The following is a 23,188-nucleotide window of genomic DNA, read 5'->3' as shown; positions in this document are numbered from 1 at the left end:
TTTGTGCAGTCTGACTGCTTGCTTGCGCCGTTCGAATTGGGCTTCGGCTGCAAGTTTTCTTCCGTCTTCTTTTTCCATTGGGGAGAAATGGGGATCAATGTTGAAATTTCAATATTTAATTGCCGAATCTATAGCTTGCCCGACTAATACTCTTTCACTCAGAAAGGATACAAAATGAAAAAATATCTGGCCGAATGTTTCGGCACCTTCTGGCTGGTGTTCGGCGGCTGCGGCAGTGCCGTGCTGGCGGCGGCCTACCCTGAGCTGGGCATCGGCTTTGCCGGGGTGGCACTGGCTTTCGGCCTTACCGTGCTCACCATGGCCTATGCCGTGGGGCATATTTCCGGCGGCCACTTTAATCCGGCGGTATCGGTGGGTTTGTTTATCGGCGGCCGTTTTGAAGGCAAAGAATTGCTGCCTTACATTTTTGCGCAAGTAATCGGTGCCATCTTAGCCGCCGCCGTACTGTATTTCGTGGCCACCGGCAAAGCCGAATTCGACATTGCCGCCAGCGGCTTGGCCAGCAACGGCTATGGCGAGCATTCACCCGGCGGCTACAGCATGGCCGCAGCTTTAACGATTGAAATCGTGTTAACAGCATTTTTCCTGATTATCATCATGGGCAGCACCGATGCACGCGCACCCAAAGGCTTTGCGCCGATTGCCATCGGCTTGGCCTTAACCCTGATTCACTTAATCAGCATTCCGGTGACCAACACCTCCGTTAACCCCGCACGCTCCACCGGCGTGGCCTTGTTCGAAGGCGGCGGTGCGCTGGGCCAATTGTGGCTTTTCTGGCTGGCTCCGCTTATCGGCGGTGCCATCGGTGCCGGCATTTACCGCTGCCTGCTGAGTGGCGACAACAAATAATCTTTTGATACAGCACAGGCCGTCTGAAAGCTTTCAGACGGCCTGTTTATTTGCCCGCCCAATAATGCATATAACAAAATCGCATTTGATGATAACCAAGCATTCTTTCCTTTTTTCAGACGGCCTCTATACAGTATCGCTCATCAAACAACCATCATAAGGACGCGCCATGAGCCACCCTTCCGACCCCCGCGCCAAGCTACCCGATGCGCCGCCGGCCGACAACGAGCGCCTCAAGGGCGAGAGCCATTATCTCGAGGGCAGCATCAGCAACGATCTCGTCGACGGCCTCTCAGGCGGCTTTCGCGGCGACAATTTCCAGCTTATCCGCTTTCACGGCATGTATGAGCAAGACGATCGCGACATCCGCGCCGAGCGTGTGGCGCAAAAGCTCGAGCCGCTCAAAAACGTGATGCTGCGCTGCCGTCTGCCCGGTGGCATTATCCAACCCAAACAATGGCTGGGCATCGACCAATTTGCCGGCGCGCAAACCCTGTATGGCTCCATCCGCCTCACCAACCGCCAAACCTTTCAATTTCACGGCGTGCTCAAAGACCACATCAAGCCCATGCATCAATGGCTCAACGAATTGGGGCTCGATTCCATCGCTACCGCCGGCGATGTCAACCGCAACGTGTTGTGCACCAGCAATCCCGTGGAATCTTCGCTGCACCGCGAAGCTTATGAGTGGGCGAAAAAAATCAGCGAGCATCTGTTGCCCAAAACGCTGGCCTACGCCGAAATCTGGCTCGATGGCGAAAAGCTGCATTCCACCGAGCAATTCGCCGAAGCCGTCCCGCTGAAAGAAAGCGTGAAAAGCGGCGACGCCACCGAGCCTGTGCTCGGCAAAAACTATCTGCCGCGCAAATTCAAAACCACCGTGGTGATTCCGCCGCACAACGATGTGGATTTGCACGCCAACGATTTGAATTTTGTGGCGATTGAAGAACACGGCTGCCTCGCCGGCTTCAACGTGCTGGTGGGCGGCGGCCTCTCGATGGAGCACGGCAACCACGCCACCTACCCCAACACCGCGCGCGAATTCGGCTTTATCGGGCTGGATAAAGTGCTCGATTGCGCCGCCGCCGTGGTTTCCGTGCAGCGCGACTGGGGCGACCGCAGCAACCGCAAAGCCGCCAAAACACGCTACACCCTCGAGCGCGTGGGCACAAAAACCTTTATCGAAGAAGTGGAAAACCGCATGGGCGCCGAATTTCAGCCCATCCGCCCCTATCAATTCACCTCGCGCGGCGACCGCATCGGCTGGGTGCAGGGCGAAGACGGCCGCTGGCACCTCACCCTTTTTATCGAAAACGGCCGCATCCTCGATTATCCCGGCCGCGCGCTCAAAACCGGCATGCGCGAAATCGCCCAAGTGCACCAAGGCGATTTCCGCCTCACCGCCAACCAAAACCTGATTGTCGCCAACGTGCCTGAAGCACAAAAAAGCGAAATCGAGCAAATCGCCCGCGCCCACGGCCTCATCAGCGATGCCGTTTCCCCGCAACGCGAAAACTCGATGGCCTGCGTGTCCTACCCCACCTGCCCCTTGGCCATGGCCGAAGCCGAGCGCTTTTTGCCGCAATTTGCCGACAAAATCGATGCCTTGTTTGCCAAACACAGCCTTGCAGAAGAACACATCGTGCTGCGCATCACCGGCTGCCCCAACGGCTGCGGCCGCGCCATGCTGGCCGAAATCGGCCTGGTGGGCAAAGCGCTGGGACGCTACAACCTGCACACCGGCGGCAACCGCGAAGGCACCCGCATTCCGCGCCTGTTTCAAGAAAACATCACCGAAGCAGAAATCTTGCAGATTCTCGACGGCTGGTTTGCCGATTGGGCGGCACACCGCCAAGCCGGCGAAGGCTTCGGCGATTTTGCCGTGCGCACAGGCATTGTGAAACCTGTGCTGGACGCGCCGAGAGATTTTTGGGTGGCGTAAAAGTCGGATGCATATGGCAAAAATCAAACAGGCCGTCTGAAAAAATTTTCAGACGGCCTGTTTGATTTTGCTTTGTTTAAGATTATTTTTTGGACAAGTATTTGCAGCAACAAGTCCGCATTACCGCGCATTTTTACACAGGCCGTCTGAAGCTTGGTTTCAGACGGCCTCACCAATCACGCGTTAAAAATTCATCCGCCGCCTGCACCAAGGCTTGCGCCACCGGCGCATCAAAAGCCGAATGGCCGCCCTGCACGATGCGCAAATCTGCATCGGGTAAGGCTTGTTTTAACTCCCAAGCGCTTTGGGTGGGCGTGCACATATCGTAGCGGCCTTGCACGATAATGGTGGGAATATGGCGGATTTTGTGGGCATTGGCCAAGAGCGCGCGCTCGCCTTCGAGCCAGCCCGAATGGGTGAAATAATGGTTTTCCAGGCGGGCGATGGCCAGCGCGTCATGGCCGTCGCCATCCACCGGCTGCGGCTCAAACTGAATCAGATAGCTCTCCCAATCCGACCACGCCTTGGCTGCCTGCTCGCGCACGGCATCGTTGTCGCCAAACAATAATTCGTGATAAGCCTGCACCAGCGCGCCGCGCTTTTCGGGCGCGATCGGCGCAATATAGCGCTGCCATTGCTCGGGATACACTTGGCTCACGCCACCCTCTTCGCTCAACCAGCGGATTTCACTCTCACGGCACAGAAAAATGCCGCGCAAAATCAACCCCGCCACGCGCTCGGGGTGGCTTTGGGCGTAAGCCAGCGCCAATGTGCTGCCCCAAGAGCCGCCAAACACCAGCCAGCGCTCGATGCCGAGCATTTCGCGCACGGCTTCGATATCGGCCACCAAATCCCAAGTGCTGTTTTCTTTGACGCAAGCCAGCGGCGTGGAGCGGCCGCAGCCGCGCTGGTCGATGATAATGATGCGGTAGGCTTCGGGGTTGAAAAAGCCGCGGCAGGCCGCCGATGCGCCGGCACCGGGGCCGCCGTGCAGAAAAATCACCGGCCGCCCCTGCGGGTTGCCCGATTCTTCCCAATAAATCCGATGCAGCGGCGACACCGACAACATGCCGCTGCGCGTGGGCTCTGTGATGGGATGCATAATCAATCCTTATTTATTTAAATATTTGAATTTAAAATCATTTTAATAATAAGGCCGTCTGAAAGCCAACTTTCAGACGGCCTCGCTCAAACACACATCGCAGCCTACACCACCGCTGCTTCCGCCATTTTTTTGGCCGCCGGCTTTTTAAACTGCAACACCACTTCTGCGTTTTTCACATCCCAATCGATGCGCACATAGCCGCCATCGGTGAGCCTGCCAAACAGCAATTCATCGGCCAGCGCCTTGCGGATTTGGTCTTGAATCAGGCGGTGCATCGGCCGCGCGCCCATTTGCGGATCGAAACCTTTTTCAGCCAGCCAGGCGCGCAGCGCGGGGGTGAATTCGGCTTCCACTTTTTTCTCCAGCAGCTGCTGCTCGAGCTGCAACAGAAATTTATCCACCACTTTGGCGATAATCGGCGCGGTGAGCGGCGCAAACGGAATCATCGCATCAAGGCGGTTGCGGAATTCAGGCGTGAAAAGCTTGTTGATTGCCTGCATTTCATCACCGCGCTCACGCTTATTGGTAAAGCCCACGGTCGGCCGGCTCAGGCTTTCCGCGCCCGCATTGGTGGTCATGATGATAATCACATTGCGAAAATCCGCACTTTTGCCGTTATTATCGGTGAGCTTGCCGTGATCCATCACTTGCAGCAACACATTGAAAATATCGGGGTGCGCTTTTTCGATTTCATCGAGCAAAAGCACGCAATAAGGCTGCTTGTTCACCGCCTCGGTGAGCAAGCCGCCCTGCTCGAAGCCCACATAGCCCGGCGGCGAGCCGATCAGGCGCGACACGGCATGGCGCTCCATATATTCCGACATATCAAAGCGTTGCAGCGGCACGCCGAGCGAGAAAGCCAATTGCCGCGCCACTTCGGTTTTGCCCACGCCGGTGGGGCCGGAAAAGAGAAAGCTGCCGATGGGTTTGTCGGGCAAACCCAAGCCCGAGCGCGCCATTTTCACGGCGGCCACCAAGGCTTCGATGGCGCCGTCTTGGCCAAACACCATGTTTTTCAGATCGCGGCCGAGATATTGCAGCACTTGCTTGTCGTCGTGCGACACGGTTTTTTCAGGAATGCGCGCCACTTTGGCAATCACCGCCTCGATTTGCGCCTTACCGATCACTTTTTTCTGCTTAGATTTGGGCAAAATGCGCTGCGCCGCGCCGGCTTCATCCATCACATCAATGGCTTTGTCGGGCAAAAAGCGCTCATTGATATAGCGCGCCGACAATTCCGCCGCTGCTTCCAGCGCCGCTTGCGTGTAGCGCACTTCGTGAAAGCTTTCAAACATCGGCTTGAGGCCGCGCAAAATCTGCACCGTTTCGGCCACGCTGGGCTCGGCAATGTCGATTTTCTGAAAACGGCGGCTCAGCGCGTGGTCTTTGTCGAAAATGGTGCGGTATTCATCATAAGTGGTGGCACCGATGCAGCGCAGCTGCCCCTTGGCCAGCGCCGGCTTGAGCAGATTGGAAGCATCCATGGTGCCGCCCGACACGCTGCCCGCGCCGATAATGGTGTGGATTTCGTCCACAAACAACACCGCATTCGGAATGGTGGCCAATTGCTTCAACACCGCTTTCACACGCGCTTCGAAATCGCCGCGGTATTTGGTGCCCGCCAGCAATGCGCCCATGTCGAGCGAAAACACCGCCGCGCCTTTCAAAGTGTCCGGCACTTGGCCGTTGACAATTTGATGTGCCAAGCCCTCGGCCAGCGCGGTTTTGCCCACACCGGCTTCACCCACCAGCAAAGGATTGTTTTTGCGGCGGCGGCACAACACCTGCACCAGCCGCTCCATTTCGTGCTTGCGGCCGATTAAAGGGTCGATACGCCCCGCGAACACTTCGGCATTGAGGTTCACCGTGTAGCTGCCCAGCGCATCATTGGGCTCGGCGTTTTTGTCTTGTGTGCTCTGGTTTTGAAAATCGGCACCTTCGTCACCCTTGCCCTCATCCGGGCCGTGAGCGATGGCGCGCAAAACATCATAACGGCTCACCGATTGCAGGCTGAGAAAATACACCGCCGGGCTATCGGTTTCGCTCATCAGCGCCACCAACACGTCCAAAGGGAACACCTCGCGCTTGTCGGCCTGCTGCACATGCACAATGGCGCGCTGCAACACGCGTTGGAAGCCTATAGTGGGCTGGGTTTCTGTGTCGGCCAGCAAATGATCGGGCAGCAAGGGTGTGTTTTCCACCACGCTGCTGATAAGCTGCTCCGACAAAATATTGCACTCCACTCCGCATTGTTGCAGCAATTCGCGCACGTCATCGCTTTGCTCGAGCAGCACCAGCAATAAGTGCTCCAGCCCGATCAATTCATATTTGCGCGCCCGCGCATCGGCATACACATGCTGCAAAATCCGCTCTAATTCTGCTGAAATCATTTACATCTCCTCTACGGTGCACTGCAAGGGATGCCCTTCGCGCCGGGCGCGCTGCATCACCTGCTGCTGTTTGGTTTGCGCAATATCGCGGGTGTATACGCCGCACAAGCCTTTTTGCTCGTGATGCACCATCAGCATCACCGCCACGGCTTTTTCTTCGGGCAGCAAAAAAATCTCTTCAAGCACAGCCACCACAAAATCCATCGGGGTGTAATCGTCATTCAGTAAAAACACGCCGTATTGCTTGGGCGGCGTGATTTTGCTGCGCCCGGCCTGCTCGGCCGCGCCGGTTTTTCGGGTGGTTTTGATATTGCCCATAATAATTCTTTTTTCGCTTTTGGAAAGGGTTTATGTTGTATTTTGTGCCATTTTAATAAATTTCGAGCTTTTTCTGAAACATTACTTGACTACCAACCTTAACATAGGTAAAAAGCAGATTAGCAAGTTTGGCAGCAGTATAAGCATAATGGTTTGGGAGAAACTCATATCTTTTGGTTTTACCACGTTGCCCTTTTGCTGTTTTGTTTAATTTTTTTAGTATAGGAAGTATCTAATGGCAACCGGTATTGTTAAATGGTTTAACGACGCTAAGGGTTTTGGTTTCATCACTCCGGATGAAGGCGGCGAAGATTTGTTTGCTCACTTCTCTGCAATCAACATGGATGGTTTCAAAACTTTGAAAGAAGGCCAACGCGTGTCTTTTGAAGTAACCACCGGCCCCAAGGGCAAACAAGCTGCTAATATCCAAGCTGCTTAATTAATATTGAGTCGGCTTTGCCGATTGCAATCATCATGGCGGGTTTTTTTTAACCTGCCATTTGTTTTTTCAGACGGCCTATTGCCCGATTACCGAATCCGGCGTAAAAGCAGTCCGCATCAGTTAACACATGAATCCGGCCTATCAACGTGCCTTGGCTCAGCTCGATGAGCTGATGGCCGACATCCGCAAGCAGGCAGCAGCAAGCTGCAGCACCGCCGAGCAGGAAGACCTCACGCTCACCCGCTTGAATGCGCTCAAACACAGCCTGCGCCCCGAGCACAGCCGCGCCATTGCCGATATCGACCGCTACCACCAACGCCATTTCCACACACATGAACACCATTAAACCGGGCATCTACCGCCACTACAAAGGCAAGCTTTACGAAGTGAGCGGCATTGCACGCCACTCCGAAACCGAAGAAGCACTGGTGGTTTACCGCGCGCTTTATGGCGATTACGGCCTATGGGTGCGCCCCTCCGAGATGTTTGCCGAATGCGTGGAAATCAACGGCCAAAGCCTGCCGCGCTTTGAATGCATCAAAGCATTCGAATAAGCTGTTTTATCCGCCATGATGTTTCAGACGGCCTATTCTGTTAGAATGGCCGTCTGAAACTTTACTATCTGCAATATTATGAGCATAGCCAATAATAAAAAAGCCTTTCACGATTATTTTATCGAGGATCAAATCGAAGCCGGTTTGGTGCTTGACGGTTGGGAAGTCAAAGCCATCCGCGCCGGCCGCGTGCAGCTGAAAGAAGCCTATATCCACTGGAAACACGGTGCGTTTTATCTGGTGGGCTGCCACATCACCGCCCTGCCCACCGCCTCCACCCATGTGAAACCCGACCCCATCCGTCCGCGCAAACTTTTGCTGAAAGAAGCCGAAATCAACAAATTAATCGGCAAAACCGAGCGCGCGGGCTACACCATCGTGCCGCTCAATCTGCATTACCACCGCGGCTTTATCAAAATGGACATCGGCCTGGCCAAAGGCAAAAAGCAGCATGACAAACGCCAAAGCCTGAAAGAAGCCGATTGGAAGCGCGAAAAGCAGCGTTTGATAAAAAGTACGCGCTGACTTGATAACGCTTAAAAATAAAGAATTTAAAAATAAAAAATAAAGCGCACAGTCTTTATTCATCCATTATAAAAAGGAAAACCCAATGAAACACCCAATCTTACTCATTACTGCCAGCATCGTATTGTTGGCTGCCTGCCAAAGCAGCCAACCGGCTCTCGGCCCCAATGGCGCAGAACAATTAAGCAGCATTCACCACCTCTGCATCTTGGAAAACGCCAAAAAATCCAATCCAACACTCAACCAGCAAATTGCCCAATCTCTGACAAAATACGGCATCAGCAGCGAAACCGTAGATGTAACATCCAACCGCAAACGCCTGTACGAGCCGGAGTGTCGTTATAATCTGCGCTACAACACTCAAGGCAGCAAGGACAACATCAATTACATTTCATTGCTCATCCGCACGCCCGAGCACCCGGTTGCCAGCCTTCGTGCCAACCCGAATTTTCAACGTGCTCAAAGCCAACAAGCAGAAATCGACCGTATCATCGCTCAATTGCTGAATAAATAAACACGCCGATTCAGACGGCCTCTGCATCATCAGGCCGTCTGAACAGATAATCACTAAAGCACACTACTGTTTATCCGGTCGACAACAAAGTAAAATATAATTGAATCAGCGCGACTTCCTTGCGTAAAAACATGCAACAATCGTGCGCCCGCCCTTTTCAGACGGCCTTGTCATCCCAATAATGAGGCCGTCTGAAACCATTTGGAAGCCTCATGCCCCAACCCTCTCTTTTTCTGCCGCTGTTTTTAATTATCGCCGGCGCCGTGTGGTTTCTCAAAACCACCGGCATTCTGCCCGCCACCGCCACTTTGGTGTCGATTGCCTTGGCCGTAGCCGGCATTGTGGTGTTGGTGATGGACGGCATCAACAAGCAATCGGTGGTGGCCGGCCCTTTGCTGGTTTACATCGGCGCGGCGGTGTATTTGAAAAGCCAATATCTGCTCGGCTATTCTCCTTTAGTGGCGCTGGGCATGATGGTGCTCGGCTGCCTGCTGCTGCTCTCGCGCAGCAGCCTTGTGCCTTATAAAATGCCCAAGCTGCCCGAAGGCTGAGTATCGTTTCCCCGCCATCATCAGGCCGTCTGAAACACCTTTCAGACGGCCTTTTATGATACAATTGCGCCCTTATCCGATTCCTTCTTTTGCGCAAAGAAACCATCATGACCCAAGACAAAATCCTGATTCTCGACTTCGGCTCGCAAGTTACCCAGCTCATCGCCCGGCGCGTGCGCGAAGCCCACGTTTATTGCGAGCTGCATTCCTACGATATGCCGCTGGAAGACATCAAAGCTTTCAACCCCAAAGGCATTATCCTTTCCGGCGGCCCCAATTCCGTGTATGAATCCGATTATCAGGCCGACACCGGCATTTTTGATTTGGGCATTCCCGTGCTCGGCATCTGCTACGGCATGCAGTTTATGGCTTATCACCTCAATGGCGAAGTGTCGCCCGGCGACCAGCGCGAATTCGGCTATGCGCAAGTGAAAACCATCGACAGCGAGCTCACCCGCGATATTCACGACGGCGCGCCCAATGTGCTGGATGTGTGGATGAGCCACGGCGATAAAGTGTCTAAGCTGCCCGAAGGTTTTGTGGTAATCGGCGACACCCCGAGCTGCCCCGTGGCGATGATGGAGCACGCTGAAAAACAATTCTACGGCATTCAATTCCACCCCGAAGTCACCCACACCAAGCAAGGCAAAGCCCTGCTCAACCGCTTTGTGCTCGATATTTGCGCCGCCGCACCGAGCTGGACCATGCCCAACTATATCGACGAAGCGGTGGAAAAAATCCGTGCCCAAGTGGGCAGCGACGAAGTGATTTTGGGTTTGTCCGGCGGTGTGGATTCATCCGTGGCCGCCGCGCTGATCCACCGCGCCATCGGCGACCAACTCACCTGCGTGTTTGTCGATCACGGCCTGTTGCGCTTGAATGAAGGCAAAATGGTGATGGATATGTTTGCCCGCAATTTGGGCGTAAACGTTGTGCATGTGGATGCCGAAGCACAGTTCATGGATAAGCTCACCGGCGAGACCGATCCTGAGAAAAAACGCAAAATCATCGGCGGCGAATTTATCGAAGTATTTGATGCCGAAGAGAAAAAACTCACCAATGCCAAATGGCTGGCACAAGGCACCATCTACCCCGATGTGATTGAAAGCGCCGGCGCGAAAACCAAAAAAGCCCACGCCATCAAAAGCCACCACAATGTCGGCGGCCTGCCTGAAAACATGAAACTCAAGCTGCTTGAGCCTTTGCGCGATTTGTTTAAAGACGAAGTGCGCGAATTGGGCGTGGCGCTCGGCCTGCCGCGTGAAATGGTTTACCGCCACCCCTTCCCCGGCCCGGGCTTGGGCGTGCGCATCTTGGGCGAAGTGAAAAAAGAATATGCCGATCTTCTGCGCCGCGCCGACGATATTTTCATCGAAGAATTGCGCAACACTTTTGATGAAAACGGCACTTCGTGGTATGACCTCACCAGCCAGGCTTTTGCCGTGTTTTTGCCGGTGAAATCCGTGGGCGTGATGGGCGACGGGCGCACTTATGAATATGTGGTGGCGCTGCGCGCCGTGGTAACCAGCGACTTTATGACTGCCCACTGGGCCGAGCTGCCCTACAGTCTGTTGGGCAAAGTGTCCAACCGCATCATCAACGAAGTGCGCGGCATCAACCGCGTGGTGTATGACGTGAGCGGCAAACCCCCGGCTACGATTGAGTGGGAATAAACCTTCAGGCCGTCTGAAAACTTTTCAGACGGCCTGTTTGCAAGCTACATTTTGTTTCACATTCCATTTTCTCCACACGGCGCTTTCATCTTATGAACACCCCCACCCTGCAACCCGGCCTCACCGTGGCGCTGATCACCAAAAATGAAGCCGATAATTTAGAAGCCTGCCTGCAAAGCCTGGCCGGCCTGAATGCCGAAATCGTGATTATCGATTCGGGCAGCACCGATGCCACCGCCGAGATTGCCGCGCGCCACCGTGCCCGTTTTTATGTGCATGCCGACTGGCCGGGCTTCGGCCCGCAGCGCAACAGGGCGCACCAATATATCCGCACCGAATGGGTGCTGTGGCTCGATGCCGACGAGCGCCTGAGCGACGCGCTCAAGCAAAGCATCCAAACCGCCTTGCGCACTACGCCCGCCGATGCGCGCACGGTGTTTGCATTCAACCGCTTAAGCAACACTTTTGGTGCGTTTATCCGCCATTGCGGTTGGTATCCCGATTGGGTGGTGCGTCTTTATCCCACCGCATTTACCCGCTACAGCGATGATTTGGTGCACGAAAAAGTGCTGCTGCCGGCCGGCACAAGCGTGGAAAAGCTGGCAGGCGATGCGCTGCACTACACTTATGCCAACATGTCGCAATTTCTCGCCAAGCAAAATCTCTACAGCAATATCTGGGCCGAGCAGCGCGCCGCCGAGGGCAAAAGCGCCGGCTTGGGCGATGCGCTTTTGCACGGCATCAGCAGCTTTGTGAAAATGTATGTGCTCAAAGCGGGCTTCCTCGACGGCAAACACGGCTTGCTGCTGTCGGTGCTTTCCGCACAATCGGCTTTCAACAAGTATGCCGCGCTGTGGCTTTTGGGCAAGAAAAAGCCATAAGCGCCTATTATTAAAAGAGAGGCCGTCTGAAAGATTTCTTTCAGACGGCCTCTTTTTTTAATGCCCGACATCAACGCTTGTCAAAGCTCCAGCGCGGCCGGCACAGCAATAAATGCCACAACACCAGCGCCCAATACACATAAGCTTTATCCCACGCTTTATTGGGCTGCTTCCAGAAAGTCAGCAGAGCCGTAAGGGTTTGCACCACGGCATTCACCAGCGTGCGCAGCAGCGTGCCGGCAAACAATAAAGCCACGGCCGCAGCGCCGTAATGTTTGGCAAAATATTTGTAGCGCGATTCTTGAAACTGCACGCGTGCGCCCACCGGGCGCTTATTCGCACTCTCACCCTGCAAATGCATCAAATGCGCTTGCGGCTGATACACAATTTTGCCGCCCGCCTGAATGATGCGGCGGCAGAAATCGGTTTCCTCGAAAAAGAAGAAAAAACGCTGATCGAAAAAAAAGCCGTCTGCGCCCAAGCCCAAGGCCTTGAGCTTTTCGATATCCACCGCCATGCAAGGCCCGACTATGCTGTTAACCAACGAAGGCGCTGTGCGGTTGTAATCGAGCAGGCGCCGCGCCACGCTGCGGTTGGTGAGCTCGGTGGCCAGCGTCGGCTCGGGCACCACCGCCGCCTGCAACGAGCCGTCGGGACGGCGCAATTCGGGGCAGGCCAGCGCGGCATCAAAGCTTTGCAGCGCCTCAATCAGCAAGGCCGGCACATCGTTTTGAAACTCGATATCGGTGTTCAAAATCAAGGCATAGCGCCCCTCTGCCGCATTCAGGCCGGCATTCACCGCCGTGGCAAAGCCTGAGTTGTAGCCCATTTCAATCAGCCGCGCATCCGGCAGACGCGCGCGGATTTGTGCGCAGGAATCATCGGCCGAGCCATTATCCACCACGCAAATGCGGTAAGGCATTTTCGTTTGATCCAGCGTGGCGGCCGCGGCAAACAGCAAATCGGCGGAATTCCAGTTGATAAAAATCAGTTCGACCGGGTGCATATCGATATCCTCGGGCTTTCAGACGGCCTTTTTCAAAAAGGCCGTCTGAAAGACGTGATGTGGATGAAAAACAGCTTGAGCAGCATGCAAACAAATGCCGGATTCAAAGCCCGGCCTTGACCGCTGATTATTTGCGGCGGCGCTCGCCCGGCAGCGGCATATCCGCCCATTTCACGATATTGGCCACTTCGGCAGGGTTAAGCTCGTAAAACTGGCCGCGTTTCAAGCGGTTGGGCAGGCCGATGGGGCCGAAGCCCACGCGCACCAAGCGGCTCACGGTGAGGTCGAGGCTCTCGAAAATACGTCGCACTTCGCGGTTGCGCCCTTCTTTAATCACCACGTTATACCATTTGTTGGCGCCCTCGCCGCCCTGCTCGTAAATGCGCTCCACCTTGGCCAGGCCGTCTTCCAGCATCACGCCCTCTTCGGTGAGCATTTTCATTTGCTCGGTGCTCATCTCGCCCAACACGCGCACGGCGTATTCGCGCTCCACTTCAAAGCTCGGGTGGGCGAAACGCTGCACCAATTCGCCCGAAGTGGTGAGAATAAGCAAGCCGCTGGTGTTGATGTCGAGGCGGCCGATGGCCACCCAGCGGCTGCTGGCCGCTTGCGGCAGGCGGTCGAAAATGCTCACACGCCCTTGCGGGTCGTCGCGCGACACAATTTCACCCTCTTGTTTGTAATAGAGAATAATGCGCGGCAGGCGGTCGGCCCATTTAAGGTTGATGTTTTGCCCTTTTACCTGCACATGGTCGCCCGGTGCCACTTTGTCGCCCAGCTGTGCCACGCGGCCGTTCAGCTTCACCATGCCTTGGCTGATCCATTCTTCCATTTCGCGGCGCGAGCCCACGCCCGATGCGGCCAACACTTTTTGCAGGCGCTCGGGCTCGATGTTTTCGCTGCCCACGCGTTTTTCTTTCAAATCGCGCGCGCGCTCTTGAATTTTTTGGTTCGGCGCCCGCACAATCAGCTTTTTGGCGCGGGTGGCGCGGGTTTTCGGCGCAGCTTCTTGCTGTTTATCAGCGGCTTGCGCTTTGGGTTTGAAACCGGTTTGAGTGTTTTTGCCGGCTTTGAGGCCGTCTGAACGCTTATTCTGCGTTTTGGGCGCAGCGGCTTTTGGCGCTGCTGTTTTTTGGGCGGCGGGCTTTTTCGCGGCGGGCTTTTTGCTGCTGCCGCCGTCGCGGAATTCGCGTTTGCTGGTGGGCTGTTTGCTTTTCATGTGGATTCTCCTAACACGTTTCCAAAGTGGAACGGTTCTTCTGCGGCTTCTGCGGCAGGATGGTTAATGTGGCGCGGCAAGGGCTGCCTGCGCCGGCTTTCAGACGGCCTCAGTTTAACAAAGGTGGGCTGTTTTCTGCATGGTTTTCTTTTTCGGCCGGGTTTTCTATTGCTTCTGCCTCGGCTTCTTCTTCCGCTTCAGACGGCATTTCCATCAAATCGGGCAACACCAATTCGCCCAATTCGGTGAGCGGCGGCAGCTCGGTGAGATCGCCCAGCTGCAAATCGGTGAGAAAGGCTTCGGTGGTGGCCCACAAGGCGGGGCGGCCGATGCTGTCGCGATGGCCGATGGCTTCAATCCAGCCCCTGTCTTGCAGCGTTTGCATCACATTACTCGAAACCGCCACCCCGCGTATGCCCTCGATATCGCCGCGCGTCACCGGCTGCTGATAAGCGATAATCGCCAGCGTTTCCATCACCGCGCGTGAATAGCGCGGCGCGCGCTGCTCTTGCAGGCTGCCCAGCCGCTCAAACGCGCGCGCATCAATTTGGAAGCGCCAGCCTTCATGGGTGTGCACCAATTGCAGCGCGCGGTTGTGCCAGCGGGCTTTGAGCGTGGAGAGCACGTCGATCAGCTTGTCGGGCGATAAAGGCGGCACGCACAATTCGCGCATCGTCCGCTCGCTCAAAGGCTCGATTTGCGTGAGCAGGGCGGCTTCAATCAGCGCATCGGGGGCGAGTTTGTCGTTCATATCGGTTTAAGGTTTAAGGCAAGCGCTCAGCGCTCATTCTGCGGCAACAGGGCAAAGCCGCGCGCCTGTGCTTGTTTCACATCAGCTTTAGCAATGGTGTAAACATTGATGCTGCCGGTGCCGCCGCCGCACACGGCGGGAAACATCACGTCTTGCAGCGCACTTTTTTCAGCGCCATACACGCGGATGCCGGAGAGCTCTTTTTGCATTTCTTGCACAGAAATGCCCGCGCCTTCGCATTGGCGCGCGCCGTCGAGTTTGTAAACTTGGATGGTTTGGCCGTCTGAAACAGCGGCGCAGGCGGCGAGTGTGGCGGATAGAATAAGTGCAATCAGTTTGTTCATCATTTTCTCCTATGCTTTTCAGACGGCATGGCAAACAAGGCCGTCTGAAAACGGTTTAATCTTTGTGCGCTGCGTGCGCGCCTTTTTTGGGCAGTAGCAGGTCAGATTTTCAAATCCGGCATTTGCCACGAAAACCAAGCACATGGTTGTCTTGTTCTTCGAATAAGCATCGGATTTAAGAATCCTACCTACGCGTGATGCGTTGTAAAAGGCATTGCAAATCAGGCCGTCTGAAAACGGCTCAACCTTTGCGCGCGGCTTTTTTGGCTTCGCGTTCGGCTTTTAATGCGGCTTCGTTTTGACGTGCTTTTTTCAGCCAGGCTTCCCATTGGTGCGGGGTTTCCAGCGTGATGCGGCCGATTTGGCCGTCGCGAAAATCGGTGAGCGTGTTTTCGGCGGCTTTTTGGTGGTTGATGCGGCCGCCGGGCAATAGTGCGCCGCGCTTTCTGCCTATCCAGTCTAGCCATTCATCGTCGCGCCAATGGCTGCTGGCATCTTTGTCGGCCTGATAGCGCGCCTGTAAAAGCGGCAGGTAATGGCGGCGCAGATAGTCGAGCAACTCAAGCGCCACCACTTCTTCATCAAGCGCGTTGCGCCCGACTGCGCCGCTGGCGGCCAAATTATAGCCGCTTTCTTCAACGATGATTTTCGGCCACAGCATGCCGGGGGTGTCGTAAAGCCAAAAGTCGTCGGCGAGAAACAGGCGCTGCTCGGCTTTGGTGATGCCGGGCTCGTTGCCGGTTTTGGCGCTTTTTTTGCCGAGCATGCCGTTAATCAGGGTGGATTTGCCCACGTTGGGAATGCCGCAAATCAGCACGCGTAAGGGTTTGTCGATGCCTTTTCGGTGTGGCACGAGCTTGCGGCAGGCTGCTATCATTTTGGCGGCGGCGCTGCGGTCGGACGCATCGAGCGCAATGGCGTTGGTGTGGGGGCGGCTTTGGAATTCGGCCAGCCAGATATCGGTGCGCTCGGGGTCGGCCAAATCTTGCTTGTTTAATATTTTCAGCTTGGGCTTGTCGGCCGAGAGCTTGGCCAAAAGCGGGTTTTCACTCGATGCGGGCAGGCGCGCGTCGAGCACTTCTATCACCATATCCACGCTTTTCAAGCGCTCGATAATGGCTTTTTTGGCCTTGTGCATGTGGCCGGGATACCATTGGATTGCCATATTGTCTCTTGGGTTTGCCAAAGCGGCAGAGGCCGTCTGATACCCTTTCGAAAAAATAACCTAACTGAATTGACCCGCCTAGCCGTACTGTCTTCGGCTCGCCGCCTTATTATACCAATCCAAAAAAATAACCTAACTTCGTTGTCTCGCCTAGCCGTACTAGGTGTACTGTCTTCGGCTCGCCGCCTTGTTAGCTTACTTTTTTGAATTGGTATTAGCTTATTTTTTCGAATGGGTATAAAAACGGTTTCGGAATAGTAATCAGGCAGCCGGTAAAAGGCTGCCTGAACAGAATGCCGCATTATAGCAGATTGTTTTCTTTTAAGCTTTTAAAGTTTCAGACGGCCTTTTAAGACTCATGCCGTCTGAAAACGCTCAGCGCCCGGCCAAATTGTGCACTTGGCGGTGGCGCACCAGCAATTGATATTTCCCTTTTAAGCGCGCCGCGAGCTGCTCCACCACATAAACCGAGCGGTGCTGGCCGCCGGTGCAGCCTATGCCCACAGTAACATAGCTGCGGCTTTCCAACTGCATGCACGGCAGCCAATTGCTGAGAAAGCCGTCAATATCATCAATCATTTTCTGCACCAGCGGCTGGCCGTCGAGATAATCCTGAATTTCTTTGTCCATACCGTTAAACGGGCGCAGCTGCGGATCGTAATACGGATTGGGCAGGCTGCGCATGTCAAACAGAAAATCCACATTGGTGGGCACGCCGTATTTGAAGCCGAACGATTCCAAAATCACCAGCAGGCCTTTGTTTTCCAGCTTCAGCCATTGCTGCACGCTGTAGCGCAGCTGCTGGGCGTTCATTTTCGAGGTGTCGATGCAATAGGCGATTTCGCGCAACGGCGAGAGCCAGGCGCGCTCTTGTTGCAGGCTTTCCAGCAAGGTCAAGCTCTGCCCCGACAAAGGGTGGCCGCGGCGGGTTTCGGAAAAGCGGCGCACCAACACGCCCTCTTCGGCCTCGAGAAACAACACATCAATCTCGTGCCCCTCGGCGCGCAGCGCGGCAATCTGTTTTTCGGCTTCGTGAATATCGATGCGCGAGCGAATATCCACGCTGATGCCGAGCTGCTCAATTTCATCTTGGCCGATGTGGTGCATCACCAGCGAGGGCAGCAGGCTCATCGGCAAATTATCGACACAATAATAGCCCAAGTCTTCCAAAAGCTTGAGGGCCACTGATTTCCCCGAGCCGGAAAGGCCGCTAATCAGCACTATTTTCATGATTAAATTCGTCTTCTTTCAGCATGGTTTGATGGCGTTCGAGAAATTCTTTGGTGCTGTCTTTTCCGCGCAACTGCAAAATATAGTTGCGCACCGCAGCTTCAACCAACACGGCCAAGTTGCGGCCCACCGCCACCGGCAGGCTCACCGAGCGGATGTTGACATTAAGAATGGATTCGGTTTCGGTGCGTATGCTCAGGCGGTCGAGCTGCTTCATGTATTCATCATCAGCCGGCACCAGGTTGATAATCAATTGCAGAATTTTTTTCGGGCGGATAGAGGTTTCGCCGAAGATGTGGCGCACATTGAGCACACCCAAGCCGCGCACTTCCAGAAAATCACGCAGCATCGGCGGGCAGCGGCCGTCGAGCGTTTCGGGGCCGGTGCGGTAGATTTCCACCGCGTCATCCGCCACCAGGCTGTGGCCGCGCGAAATCAGCTCCAGCGCCAATTCGCTTTTGCCCAAGCCCGATTGGCCGGTAATCAGCACGCCGATTTCAAACACATCGAGAAACACGCCGTGTTTCACGGTAGACACCGCCAGCGTGCGTTGCAGATAGATGCGCAACACATCCATCAGATAAGGGCTTTCCAGCTTGGAAGTGAGCAGGGGCACATTATGCGTGTGGCAATAATCGCGCAATATCGGCAGCACCGGCAAGCCGTTGGCCACAATCACCAGCGCCATATCCAATTCAAACATTTCGCCGAAACTGTGGCCGATTTCACCGCTCTCGATGCGCCTGAGGTATTCCACCTCGGCCACGCCGATCACCTGCACCTGATTGGGGTGGATAAAATTCAAATGGCCGACAAGCGCCAATACGGGCTTGTCGGCCTCCACACCGATGCGGTTGTCGGCACCCGCCGTGCCGGCCGCCCACGCCAATTGCAGCTTGTGCTGGTTGTCTTGATACAGGCGGCGCACCGATACACTGGGCATGGCTTTACTCTTCGGTTAGAATGCGCCGCACCTCTTGGGCATCGGCGCTCATTAAAGCTTCGCGCACGGCTTTTTGCGAAAACCGCCCCGCAAGCTTCGACAACACTTCCAAATGCTCGCCGGTAGCATTTTCAGGCACCAGCAGCACAAAAATCAACGACACCGGCTTGCCGTCGGGCGCATCAAACGCCACCGGCTCCTGCGTGCGGATAAACGCGCCCACGGCTTTTTTTACCGAAGCATGGCGCCCGTGCGGAATGGCCACGCCCTGCCCCAAGCCGGTGGTGCCGAGCTTTTCGCGGGCAAACAGGCAGTCGAACACATCGGCGCGCGCCAGGCCGGCTTCATTTTCAAGCAGCAAACCTGCCTGCTCGAATACACGCTTTTTGCTGCTGACTTCCAAATCCAGCACAATGTGCGACAAAGGTAAGATTTCGCCGATCAGGCTCATAAATTTCTCTTAAACTGGGTAAGCAAAACAGTTGCCGATTGTACCGACTGTTGTTTTAAATCTCAATCGCCCGCGCGCATTTTACATTTCAGACGGCCTGGCAAAACATTAATAAAAACTAAATAATCAAATACTTGCTATCAAATACCTGAGATACAGAAAGCAGCTTGTTATCGGCCGGGCCGTCTGAAAAAGTTCCGTTTGCACCTGAAAAAATCTGCCGTCATACAACCCCGCCTACATTCAAGCCACAAAACAGCAAGGCAGCGCAAAGCTTTAGATTATTTACTTTAAGTTATTAACAGATTCAACATCAAAAACCGCGCCAAGCCAGCCACGCATAATGGCCGACAATGCCGGCAAACCAAGCCAGACCGATGCGGTTATTCTCCAGAAAAGTGCGGAAACACGCCCAGCGCTCGCGCGTTTTAATCACTTGATATTGCTGCCATTGCCAATACACCACCAGCGGCAACACCAGCCAATAAGGCCAGCTCGCGCCAATCTGCACGCCCAGCACCACCATCAGCACGGTAAACCAGAAATGGCACAACATCACCGCTTCCACATCGTGGCTGCCGAAAGTGATGGCCGAAGTTTTGATGCCGATTTTCAAATCATCTTCTTTATCGGCCATGGCGTAAATAGTGTCGTAAGCCAGCGTCCACAGCACATTGGCGGCAAAAATCAGCCAAGCCAGCGGTGGCACGCTCTCGGTAACGGCGGCAAACGCCATCGGTATGCCGAACGAAAATGCCAGCCCCAAATAAAATTGCGGCAAGGGGAAAAAACGCTTGGTAAAAGGATAAGTAATGGCCAAAAACAAAGCCGGCAGGCTCATCAGCCAGGTGAGGCGGTTGAGCGGCAGCAAGCACAAAGCCGCCAGCAGGCACAAAATCAGCAGCAAAAGCATAGCTTCTGATTTGCTCACCAGCCCTTGCGCAAACGGGCGCTGATTGGTGCGCGCCACCGCGCCATCAATATCGCGGTCGGCAAAATCATTCACCACGCAGCCGGCGCTGCGCATCAAAAACGTGCCCAGCATAAAAGCCAGCAAAATCACAAAATCGGGCACACCTTCCGATGCAATCCACAAAGCCCACAAAGTCGGCCACAACAGCAGCAAAGTGCCGATGGGCTTTTCCACCCGCATCAAGCGGCCATACACACACAGCCGCCCCACCGCATAACGCGGCAGACACTTGAGCAATAATCGTTTGATATTCCGCATGAATAAAGATTCCATCAAAAAAAGGCCGTCTGAATCGTTCAGACGGCCTCGAATTATAATCTAATTTTATGGAACTTTATCAAGCCATATATTTTTATGTGATGCAGATAACCCTGCCCAAGCATCAATCTGCCGCTCAACGCGCAGCCAAAGCCTGATCCAACGCCGGCAAAAAGCATTCCACCAGCCCCAGCGTTTCGCCCTGCATCGTAAAAAACGAGCGCCGCGCCGGCAAGCGCTCGGCCGCCCCGCTGCCGGGCACAGCCTTATCCAGCAAGGCAAACTCAAACGGCGAGCGCTGCACCGGCAACGAGCCGTCAAACAAGCGCTCGCCCAAAGGGCGCGTGCCGCAATCGAGCAGCAAACGCCATTGTTGCGACGCCGCCGCACACATGCTGCGCGCCCACACCACCGGCACATCGTTCAAACACAGCAACACATCGCGGGCAAACCAGCCCGGCGCATCCGCCGGCAAGCCGCCGGCAAACAAAGCATCAAACGGCGCCGCGCCCAAATAAAGCAGCCGCACCGAAAAGCGCGCATCCGCCGCACGCAGCGTTTGCGTGAGCGATTGCGCCGTTAAAACAGGCGCTGCGTGCGCGCCGATGGCTGCCAGCGCCTGCGCAGGCAGCGCCGCCTGCCAGTTGTATTGATTTTCCATGCGCGGCATTATATAGCAAAACCAGCGCCGGCAAGCGCAACATCACGCCACCCGCCATGCCGGATAAAAAGGCCGTCTGAAAGCGGCCGCAGTCGCAGAAAACCATTCTTTAAATATCCATTCAAAAAATATCCATTCAAAAAAGCAACCCGACAAGATGCGATTCGCTAACAACGAGGCAATGCAGCAACGCGGAACAAGGCTGCACCGGCTTGAATCGTGCCACGATAAAACCATTTTCTTATACCCATTCAAAAAAGTAAGCTAACAAGGCGGCGAGCCGCAGAAAGTACGGCAAGGCGAGACAACGAAGTTAGGTTATTTTTTTGGATTGGTATTATTCACGCATCCCGCCTTCAGGCTATAATTCCCGAGCTGAAATGCTTAACACGCCGCCCGATTGCCACCCATATATAAGGATACCGTTGTGAACATTATTCTCTGGCGCCACGCTGAAGCCGAATACGGCCCGCCCGACCTTGAGCGCGCGCTCACCGAAAACGGCCGCCGCCAAGCCAGCACCATCGCCGCCTGGCTGCGCCGCCATCTGCCGCAAGATGCGCAAGTGTGGGCATCAGAAGCCGCGCGCAGCCGCCAAACCGCCGATTATCTCACCCAAGATTACGCCGTGTTGTCTGCACTCAATCCCGACATCAATGCCCGCACCCTGCCGCGCCTCTTCGAGCGCCTTTCCGGCAACGACACCGTGGTGCTGGTCGGCCACCAACCGTGGCTGGGCGAATTGAGCCGCTTTTTGCTCAACGGGCATTGGCAGGGCGAGGCTTATTGGTCGTATAAAAAAGGCGGCTTTTGGTGGCTGCAGGTCAAACACGACAGCAACGGCTATCACGCCAAGCTCAAAGCCGCGCTCACACCCGCTATTTTGCTGGGCGAAAGCTGAGCGATTGTTTTCATGATTCCCGCTTTTTTAATCGGCACAACTTGTCGGCAAACAGGCCGTCTGAAAATGTTTCAGACGGCCTGTTTTTTATAAAGTTGATAACCGCTATCAAATATTATATAATGTTATACCATAACAAACCAACTTTAAAAGGCTATTTGCATTACATGGTTGAAATTGGTTTCTCATCCAAATCGTCATTATCACTGTATAACTCAACCAAGGTTGGAATATAAGCGCCATATTCCAACTTAGTTTTCTCTTGCTTGGTTGGAAATGCAGTTAAACCCTCATAACCTTTGGTTGATTTTAATGAAGATGATGGAGTCTTCAAAGTTGTAATAGATCGAGCCACTTTGTTATATAACATCTTTGCTCGAAGCACCTCAAAGGTATATCCTCGTCCCATTCGATTTGCGACCCTTGTAATACCATTATGCCCCTCAGTATAAGCATTGGTAATTCTTATTGGCGCATCCCAATAGGTGAATATATCCTCAAAGTTATTATTCACAGTTTTAGCAACGTCACGGAAAGACTTTAAATATTTGGGAATACTGCTTTCCCATTCATGAAACCTTTGTATGGCATCGTCTTTGGTTGTTGCTTCATAAATATTATAAAACTGCTCTTTGAGGTCATAAGCTTCCTTAAATTCAGGATGCCATTTTTCTAAATTTCCTAAAATTCTTTGTTGATCTTCGGTCAATGAATTTGGTCGTCTAAGCAGTATCCATCGCAAATGTTTTTTCATATTCAGTCGGGCATCGCGATCCAAGCTACTTTGTAATGTTTTACGTTCAGTGTCTAAAGCTTCACTTGCCATTCTCACTACATGAAACTTATCAATAACCAACTTGGCATTTGGTAGGTGCAGACGGAATGACTTTTTGAAGGGTCGCCACATATCACTACAAATCCATTCTACTTTTTCTGCATCAGGCAGTTTGGCGAAGTATGGTATCAATGTATCTTGAGTTCTTTCAGGCAACATATCATATAAGCTGTTCATAGCAAGGTTGGTGATGACACAGCGATATGTTCCCATCAATTTAAGTTCATCAATACCCATAATCGTTGGAGTTTCAAACTTAATATCTCGTTCTAATTCCTCCACGAAATCGAGCGTAATGTTTTTAATGGTGTTCACGACTACACCCGTATCTTCGGCAAGCTGCGTAAATGTTCGATCTAAGCAACGCTTGCGTACTTGCTGAATCAGCCGATGGGTCGCTCTACGCTTTTCATCTAAGAAGCTGAGTTGAGGGGTAATCATGCTTTTGCATCCAGAACAGCGATAGCGTGTCCGTACCACCTCAATTTTTACAGCCTGCATCTGTAAGGGGGTATCGGCAAAATGATTGATACGCTGACCGTGTTTGTATAAACGTCCGCCGCATTCAGGGCATGTTTCCAAATGCTCACCGCTTGGCTGTACGGTAATCATAATACAGCCATCTTCATTACGGTAATCTATCGGCTGTACACCTTCCAGTTGCAGAATATCAATCATTCTAATAC

At 54.0% G+C, this 23,188-nt stretch carries 25 protein-coding genes; 11 read left to right on the top strand and 14 right to left on the bottom strand.

All coding sequences use genetic code 11. The annotated features are described in order from the left end of the window. The first annotated feature begins 174 nt into the window (after window positions 1-174). Both aqpZ and cysI read left to right on the top strand, forming a co-directional pair. Complete coding sequence (aqpZ, locus tag EV680_RS05240; RefSeq protein WP_132953691.1) at window positions 175-870, top strand: aquaporin Z; 696 nt, start codon at window positions 175-177, stop codon at window positions 868-870. A 169-nt stretch (window positions 871-1,039) separates the two neighbouring features. Next, window positions 1,040-2,812 carry an assimilatory sulfite reductase (NADPH) hemoprotein subunit gene (gene cysI / locus EV680_RS05235; RefSeq protein ID WP_132953690.1) on the top strand — a complete coding sequence of 591 codons (1,773 nt, stop codon included), beginning with the start codon at window positions 1,040-1,042 and terminating at the stop codon, window positions 2,810-2,812. A 169-nt stretch (window positions 2,813-2,981) separates the two neighbouring features. On the opposite strand, the gene pip is transcribed toward cysI, so the two are convergent. The 3 genes from pip to clpS form a co-directional block, all read right to left on the bottom strand. Continuing rightward, a complete protein-coding gene (gene pip, locus EV680_RS05230) occupies window positions 2,982-3,914 on the bottom strand; it encodes a prolyl aminopeptidase (protein WP_132953689.1) in 933 nt (310 codons plus the stop codon). 104 nt (window positions 3,915-4,018) lie between these two features. Further along, window positions 4,019-6,307 (bottom strand): ATP-dependent Clp protease ATP-binding subunit ClpA, encoded by a 2,289-nt coding sequence (clpA, locus tag EV680_RS05225; RefSeq protein ID WP_132953688.1) that lies wholly within the window; start codon window positions 6,305-6,307, stop codon window positions 4,019-4,021. Continuing rightward, a complete protein-coding gene (clpS, locus tag EV680_RS05220) occupies window positions 6,308-6,625 on the bottom strand; it encodes an ATP-dependent Clp protease adapter ClpS (protein ID WP_132953687.1) in 318 nt (105 codons plus the stop codon). Between the two features lie 235 nt (window positions 6,626-6,860). Between clpS and EV680_RS05215 the strand changes: the two genes are divergently transcribed. The 8 genes from EV680_RS05215 (at window position 6,861) to EV680_RS05180 (ending at window position 11,765) form a co-directional block, all read left to right on the top strand. Beyond that, a complete protein-coding gene (locus EV680_RS05215; RefSeq protein ID WP_016687461.1) occupies window positions 6,861-7,064 on the top strand; it encodes a cold-shock protein in 204 nt (67 codons plus the stop codon). Window positions 7,065-7,194: 130 nt separating this feature from the next. Continuing rightward, the gene (locus tag EV680_RS05210) at window positions 7,195-7,413 is read left to right on the top strand and encodes a branched-chain amino acid ABC transporter (protein WP_132953686.1); all 219 of its coding nucleotides are present in this window, start codon (window positions 7,195-7,197) and stop codon (window positions 7,411-7,413) included. Continuing rightward, the gene (locus EV680_RS05205) at window positions 7,400-7,621 is read left to right on the top strand and encodes a DUF1653 domain-containing protein (RefSeq protein WP_132953685.1); all 222 of its coding nucleotides are present in this window, start codon (window positions 7,400-7,402) and stop codon (window positions 7,619-7,621) included. The genes EV680_RS05210 and EV680_RS05205 overlap by 14 nt, the downstream gene beginning before the upstream one ends. A gap of 78 nt (window positions 7,622-7,699) precedes the next feature. Next, on the top strand, window positions 7,700-8,146 hold the full coding sequence (gene smpB, locus EV680_RS05200; RefSeq protein WP_132953684.1) for an SsrA-binding protein SmpB: 447 nt from the start codon (window positions 7,700-7,702) through the stop codon (window positions 8,144-8,146). 85 nt (window positions 8,147-8,231) lie between these two features. Then, window positions 8,232-8,660: a hypothetical protein gene (locus tag EV680_RS05195; RefSeq protein ID WP_132953683.1), complete on the top strand. Its 429-nt coding sequence runs from the start codon at window positions 8,232-8,234 to the stop codon at window positions 8,658-8,660. Window positions 8,661-8,872: 212 nt separating this feature from the next. Beyond that, on the top strand, window positions 8,873-9,211 hold the full coding sequence (locus tag EV680_RS05190) for a LiaF transmembrane domain-containing protein (RefSeq protein WP_132953682.1): 339 nt from the start codon (window positions 8,873-8,875) through the stop codon (window positions 9,209-9,211). 107 nt (window positions 9,212-9,318) lie between these two features. Further along, window positions 9,319-10,884, top strand: a complete 1,566-nt coding sequence (gene guaA, locus EV680_RS05185) for a glutamine-hydrolyzing GMP synthase (protein WP_132953681.1) — start codon at window positions 9,319-9,321, stop codon at window positions 10,882-10,884. Between the two features lie 92 nt (window positions 10,885-10,976). Then, window positions 10,977-11,765, top strand: a complete 789-nt coding sequence (locus tag EV680_RS05180) for a glycosyltransferase family 2 protein (protein ID WP_132953680.1) — start codon at window positions 10,977-10,979, stop codon at window positions 11,763-11,765. A gap of 70 nt (window positions 11,766-11,835) precedes the next feature. Here the strand turns inward: EV680_RS05180 and EV680_RS05175 are convergent, their stop codons facing one another. The 10 genes from EV680_RS05175 to EV680_RS05130 all read right to left on the bottom strand — a co-directional run bounded on the left by EV680_RS05175 (window position 11,836) and on the right by EV680_RS05130 (window position 20,766). After that, on the bottom strand, window positions 11,836-12,771 hold the full coding sequence (locus EV680_RS05175) for a glycosyltransferase (RefSeq protein ID WP_132953679.1): 936 nt from the start codon (window positions 12,769-12,771) through the stop codon (window positions 11,836-11,838). Between the two features lie 127 nt (window positions 12,772-12,898). Then, window positions 12,899-13,990 (bottom strand): pseudouridine synthase, encoded by a 1,092-nt coding sequence (locus EV680_RS05170; protein WP_132953678.1) that lies wholly within the window; start codon window positions 13,988-13,990, stop codon window positions 12,899-12,901. A gap of 109 nt (window positions 13,991-14,099) precedes the next feature. Further along, window positions 14,100-14,741 (bottom strand): SMC-Scp complex subunit ScpB, encoded by a 642-nt coding sequence (scpB, locus tag EV680_RS05165; RefSeq protein WP_132953677.1) that lies wholly within the window; start codon window positions 14,739-14,741, stop codon window positions 14,100-14,102. 26 nt (window positions 14,742-14,767) lie between these two features. Further along, a complete protein-coding gene (locus EV680_RS05160; RefSeq protein ID WP_132953676.1) occupies window positions 14,768-15,088 on the bottom strand; it encodes a hypothetical protein in 321 nt (106 codons plus the stop codon). A gap of 238 nt (window positions 15,089-15,326) precedes the next feature. Continuing rightward, window positions 15,327-16,250: a ribosome biogenesis GTPase YlqF gene (gene ylqF / locus EV680_RS05155; protein WP_132953675.1), complete on the bottom strand. Its 924-nt coding sequence runs from the start codon at window positions 16,248-16,250 to the stop codon at window positions 15,327-15,329. A gap of 375 nt (window positions 16,251-16,625) precedes the next feature. Further along, window positions 16,626-17,480: an RNase adapter RapZ gene (gene rapZ, locus EV680_RS05150; protein ID WP_132953674.1), complete on the bottom strand. Its 855-nt coding sequence runs from the start codon at window positions 17,478-17,480 to the stop codon at window positions 16,626-16,628. Further along, window positions 17,461-18,423 carry an HPr(Ser) kinase/phosphatase gene (hprK, locus tag EV680_RS05145; RefSeq protein ID WP_132953673.1) on the bottom strand — a complete coding sequence of 321 codons (963 nt, stop codon included), beginning with the start codon at window positions 18,421-18,423 and terminating at the stop codon, window positions 17,461-17,463. The genes rapZ and hprK overlap by 20 nt, the downstream gene beginning before the upstream one ends. 4 nt (window positions 18,424-18,427) lie before the next feature. Then, on the bottom strand, window positions 18,428-18,874 hold the full coding sequence (gene ptsN / locus EV680_RS05140; protein ID WP_132953672.1) for a PTS IIA-like nitrogen regulatory protein PtsN: 447 nt from the start codon (window positions 18,872-18,874) through the stop codon (window positions 18,428-18,430). Between the two features lie 313 nt (window positions 18,875-19,187). Beyond that, window positions 19,188-20,105, bottom strand: a complete 918-nt coding sequence (ubiA, locus tag EV680_RS05135; RefSeq protein ID WP_132953671.1) for a 4-hydroxybenzoate octaprenyltransferase — start codon at window positions 20,103-20,105, stop codon at window positions 19,188-19,190. A 136-nt stretch (window positions 20,106-20,241) separates the two neighbouring features. Continuing rightward, complete coding sequence (locus tag EV680_RS05130) at window positions 20,242-20,766, bottom strand: chorismate--pyruvate lyase family protein (protein WP_165870911.1); 525 nt, start codon at window positions 20,764-20,766, stop codon at window positions 20,242-20,244. Window positions 20,767-21,193: 427 nt separating this feature from the next. Here EV680_RS05130 and EV680_RS05125 point away from each other — a divergent pair, with 427 nt between their 5' ends. Then, window positions 21,194-21,667 (top strand): SixA phosphatase family protein, encoded by a 474-nt coding sequence (locus EV680_RS05125; RefSeq protein ID WP_132953669.1) that lies wholly within the window; start codon window positions 21,194-21,196, stop codon window positions 21,665-21,667. A 163-nt stretch (window positions 21,668-21,830) separates the two neighbouring features. On the opposite strand, the gene EV680_RS05120 is transcribed toward EV680_RS05125, so the two are convergent. Continuing rightward, window positions 21,831-23,180 (bottom strand): ISL3 family transposase, encoded by a 1,350-nt coding sequence (locus tag EV680_RS05120; RefSeq protein WP_132953668.1) that lies wholly within the window; start codon window positions 23,178-23,180, stop codon window positions 21,831-21,833. Window positions 23,181-23,188 lie beyond the last annotated feature (8 nt).

Origin of the sequence: Uruburuella suis, from assembly GCF_004341385.1 — a bacterium.
Classification (GTDB): Bacteria; Pseudomonadota; Gammaproteobacteria; order Burkholderiales; family Neisseriaceae; genus Neisseria; species Neisseria suis.
The sequence above is the reverse complement of the archived record's forward strand: the minus strand, read 5'-3'. Positions and strand labels throughout refer to the sequence as shown.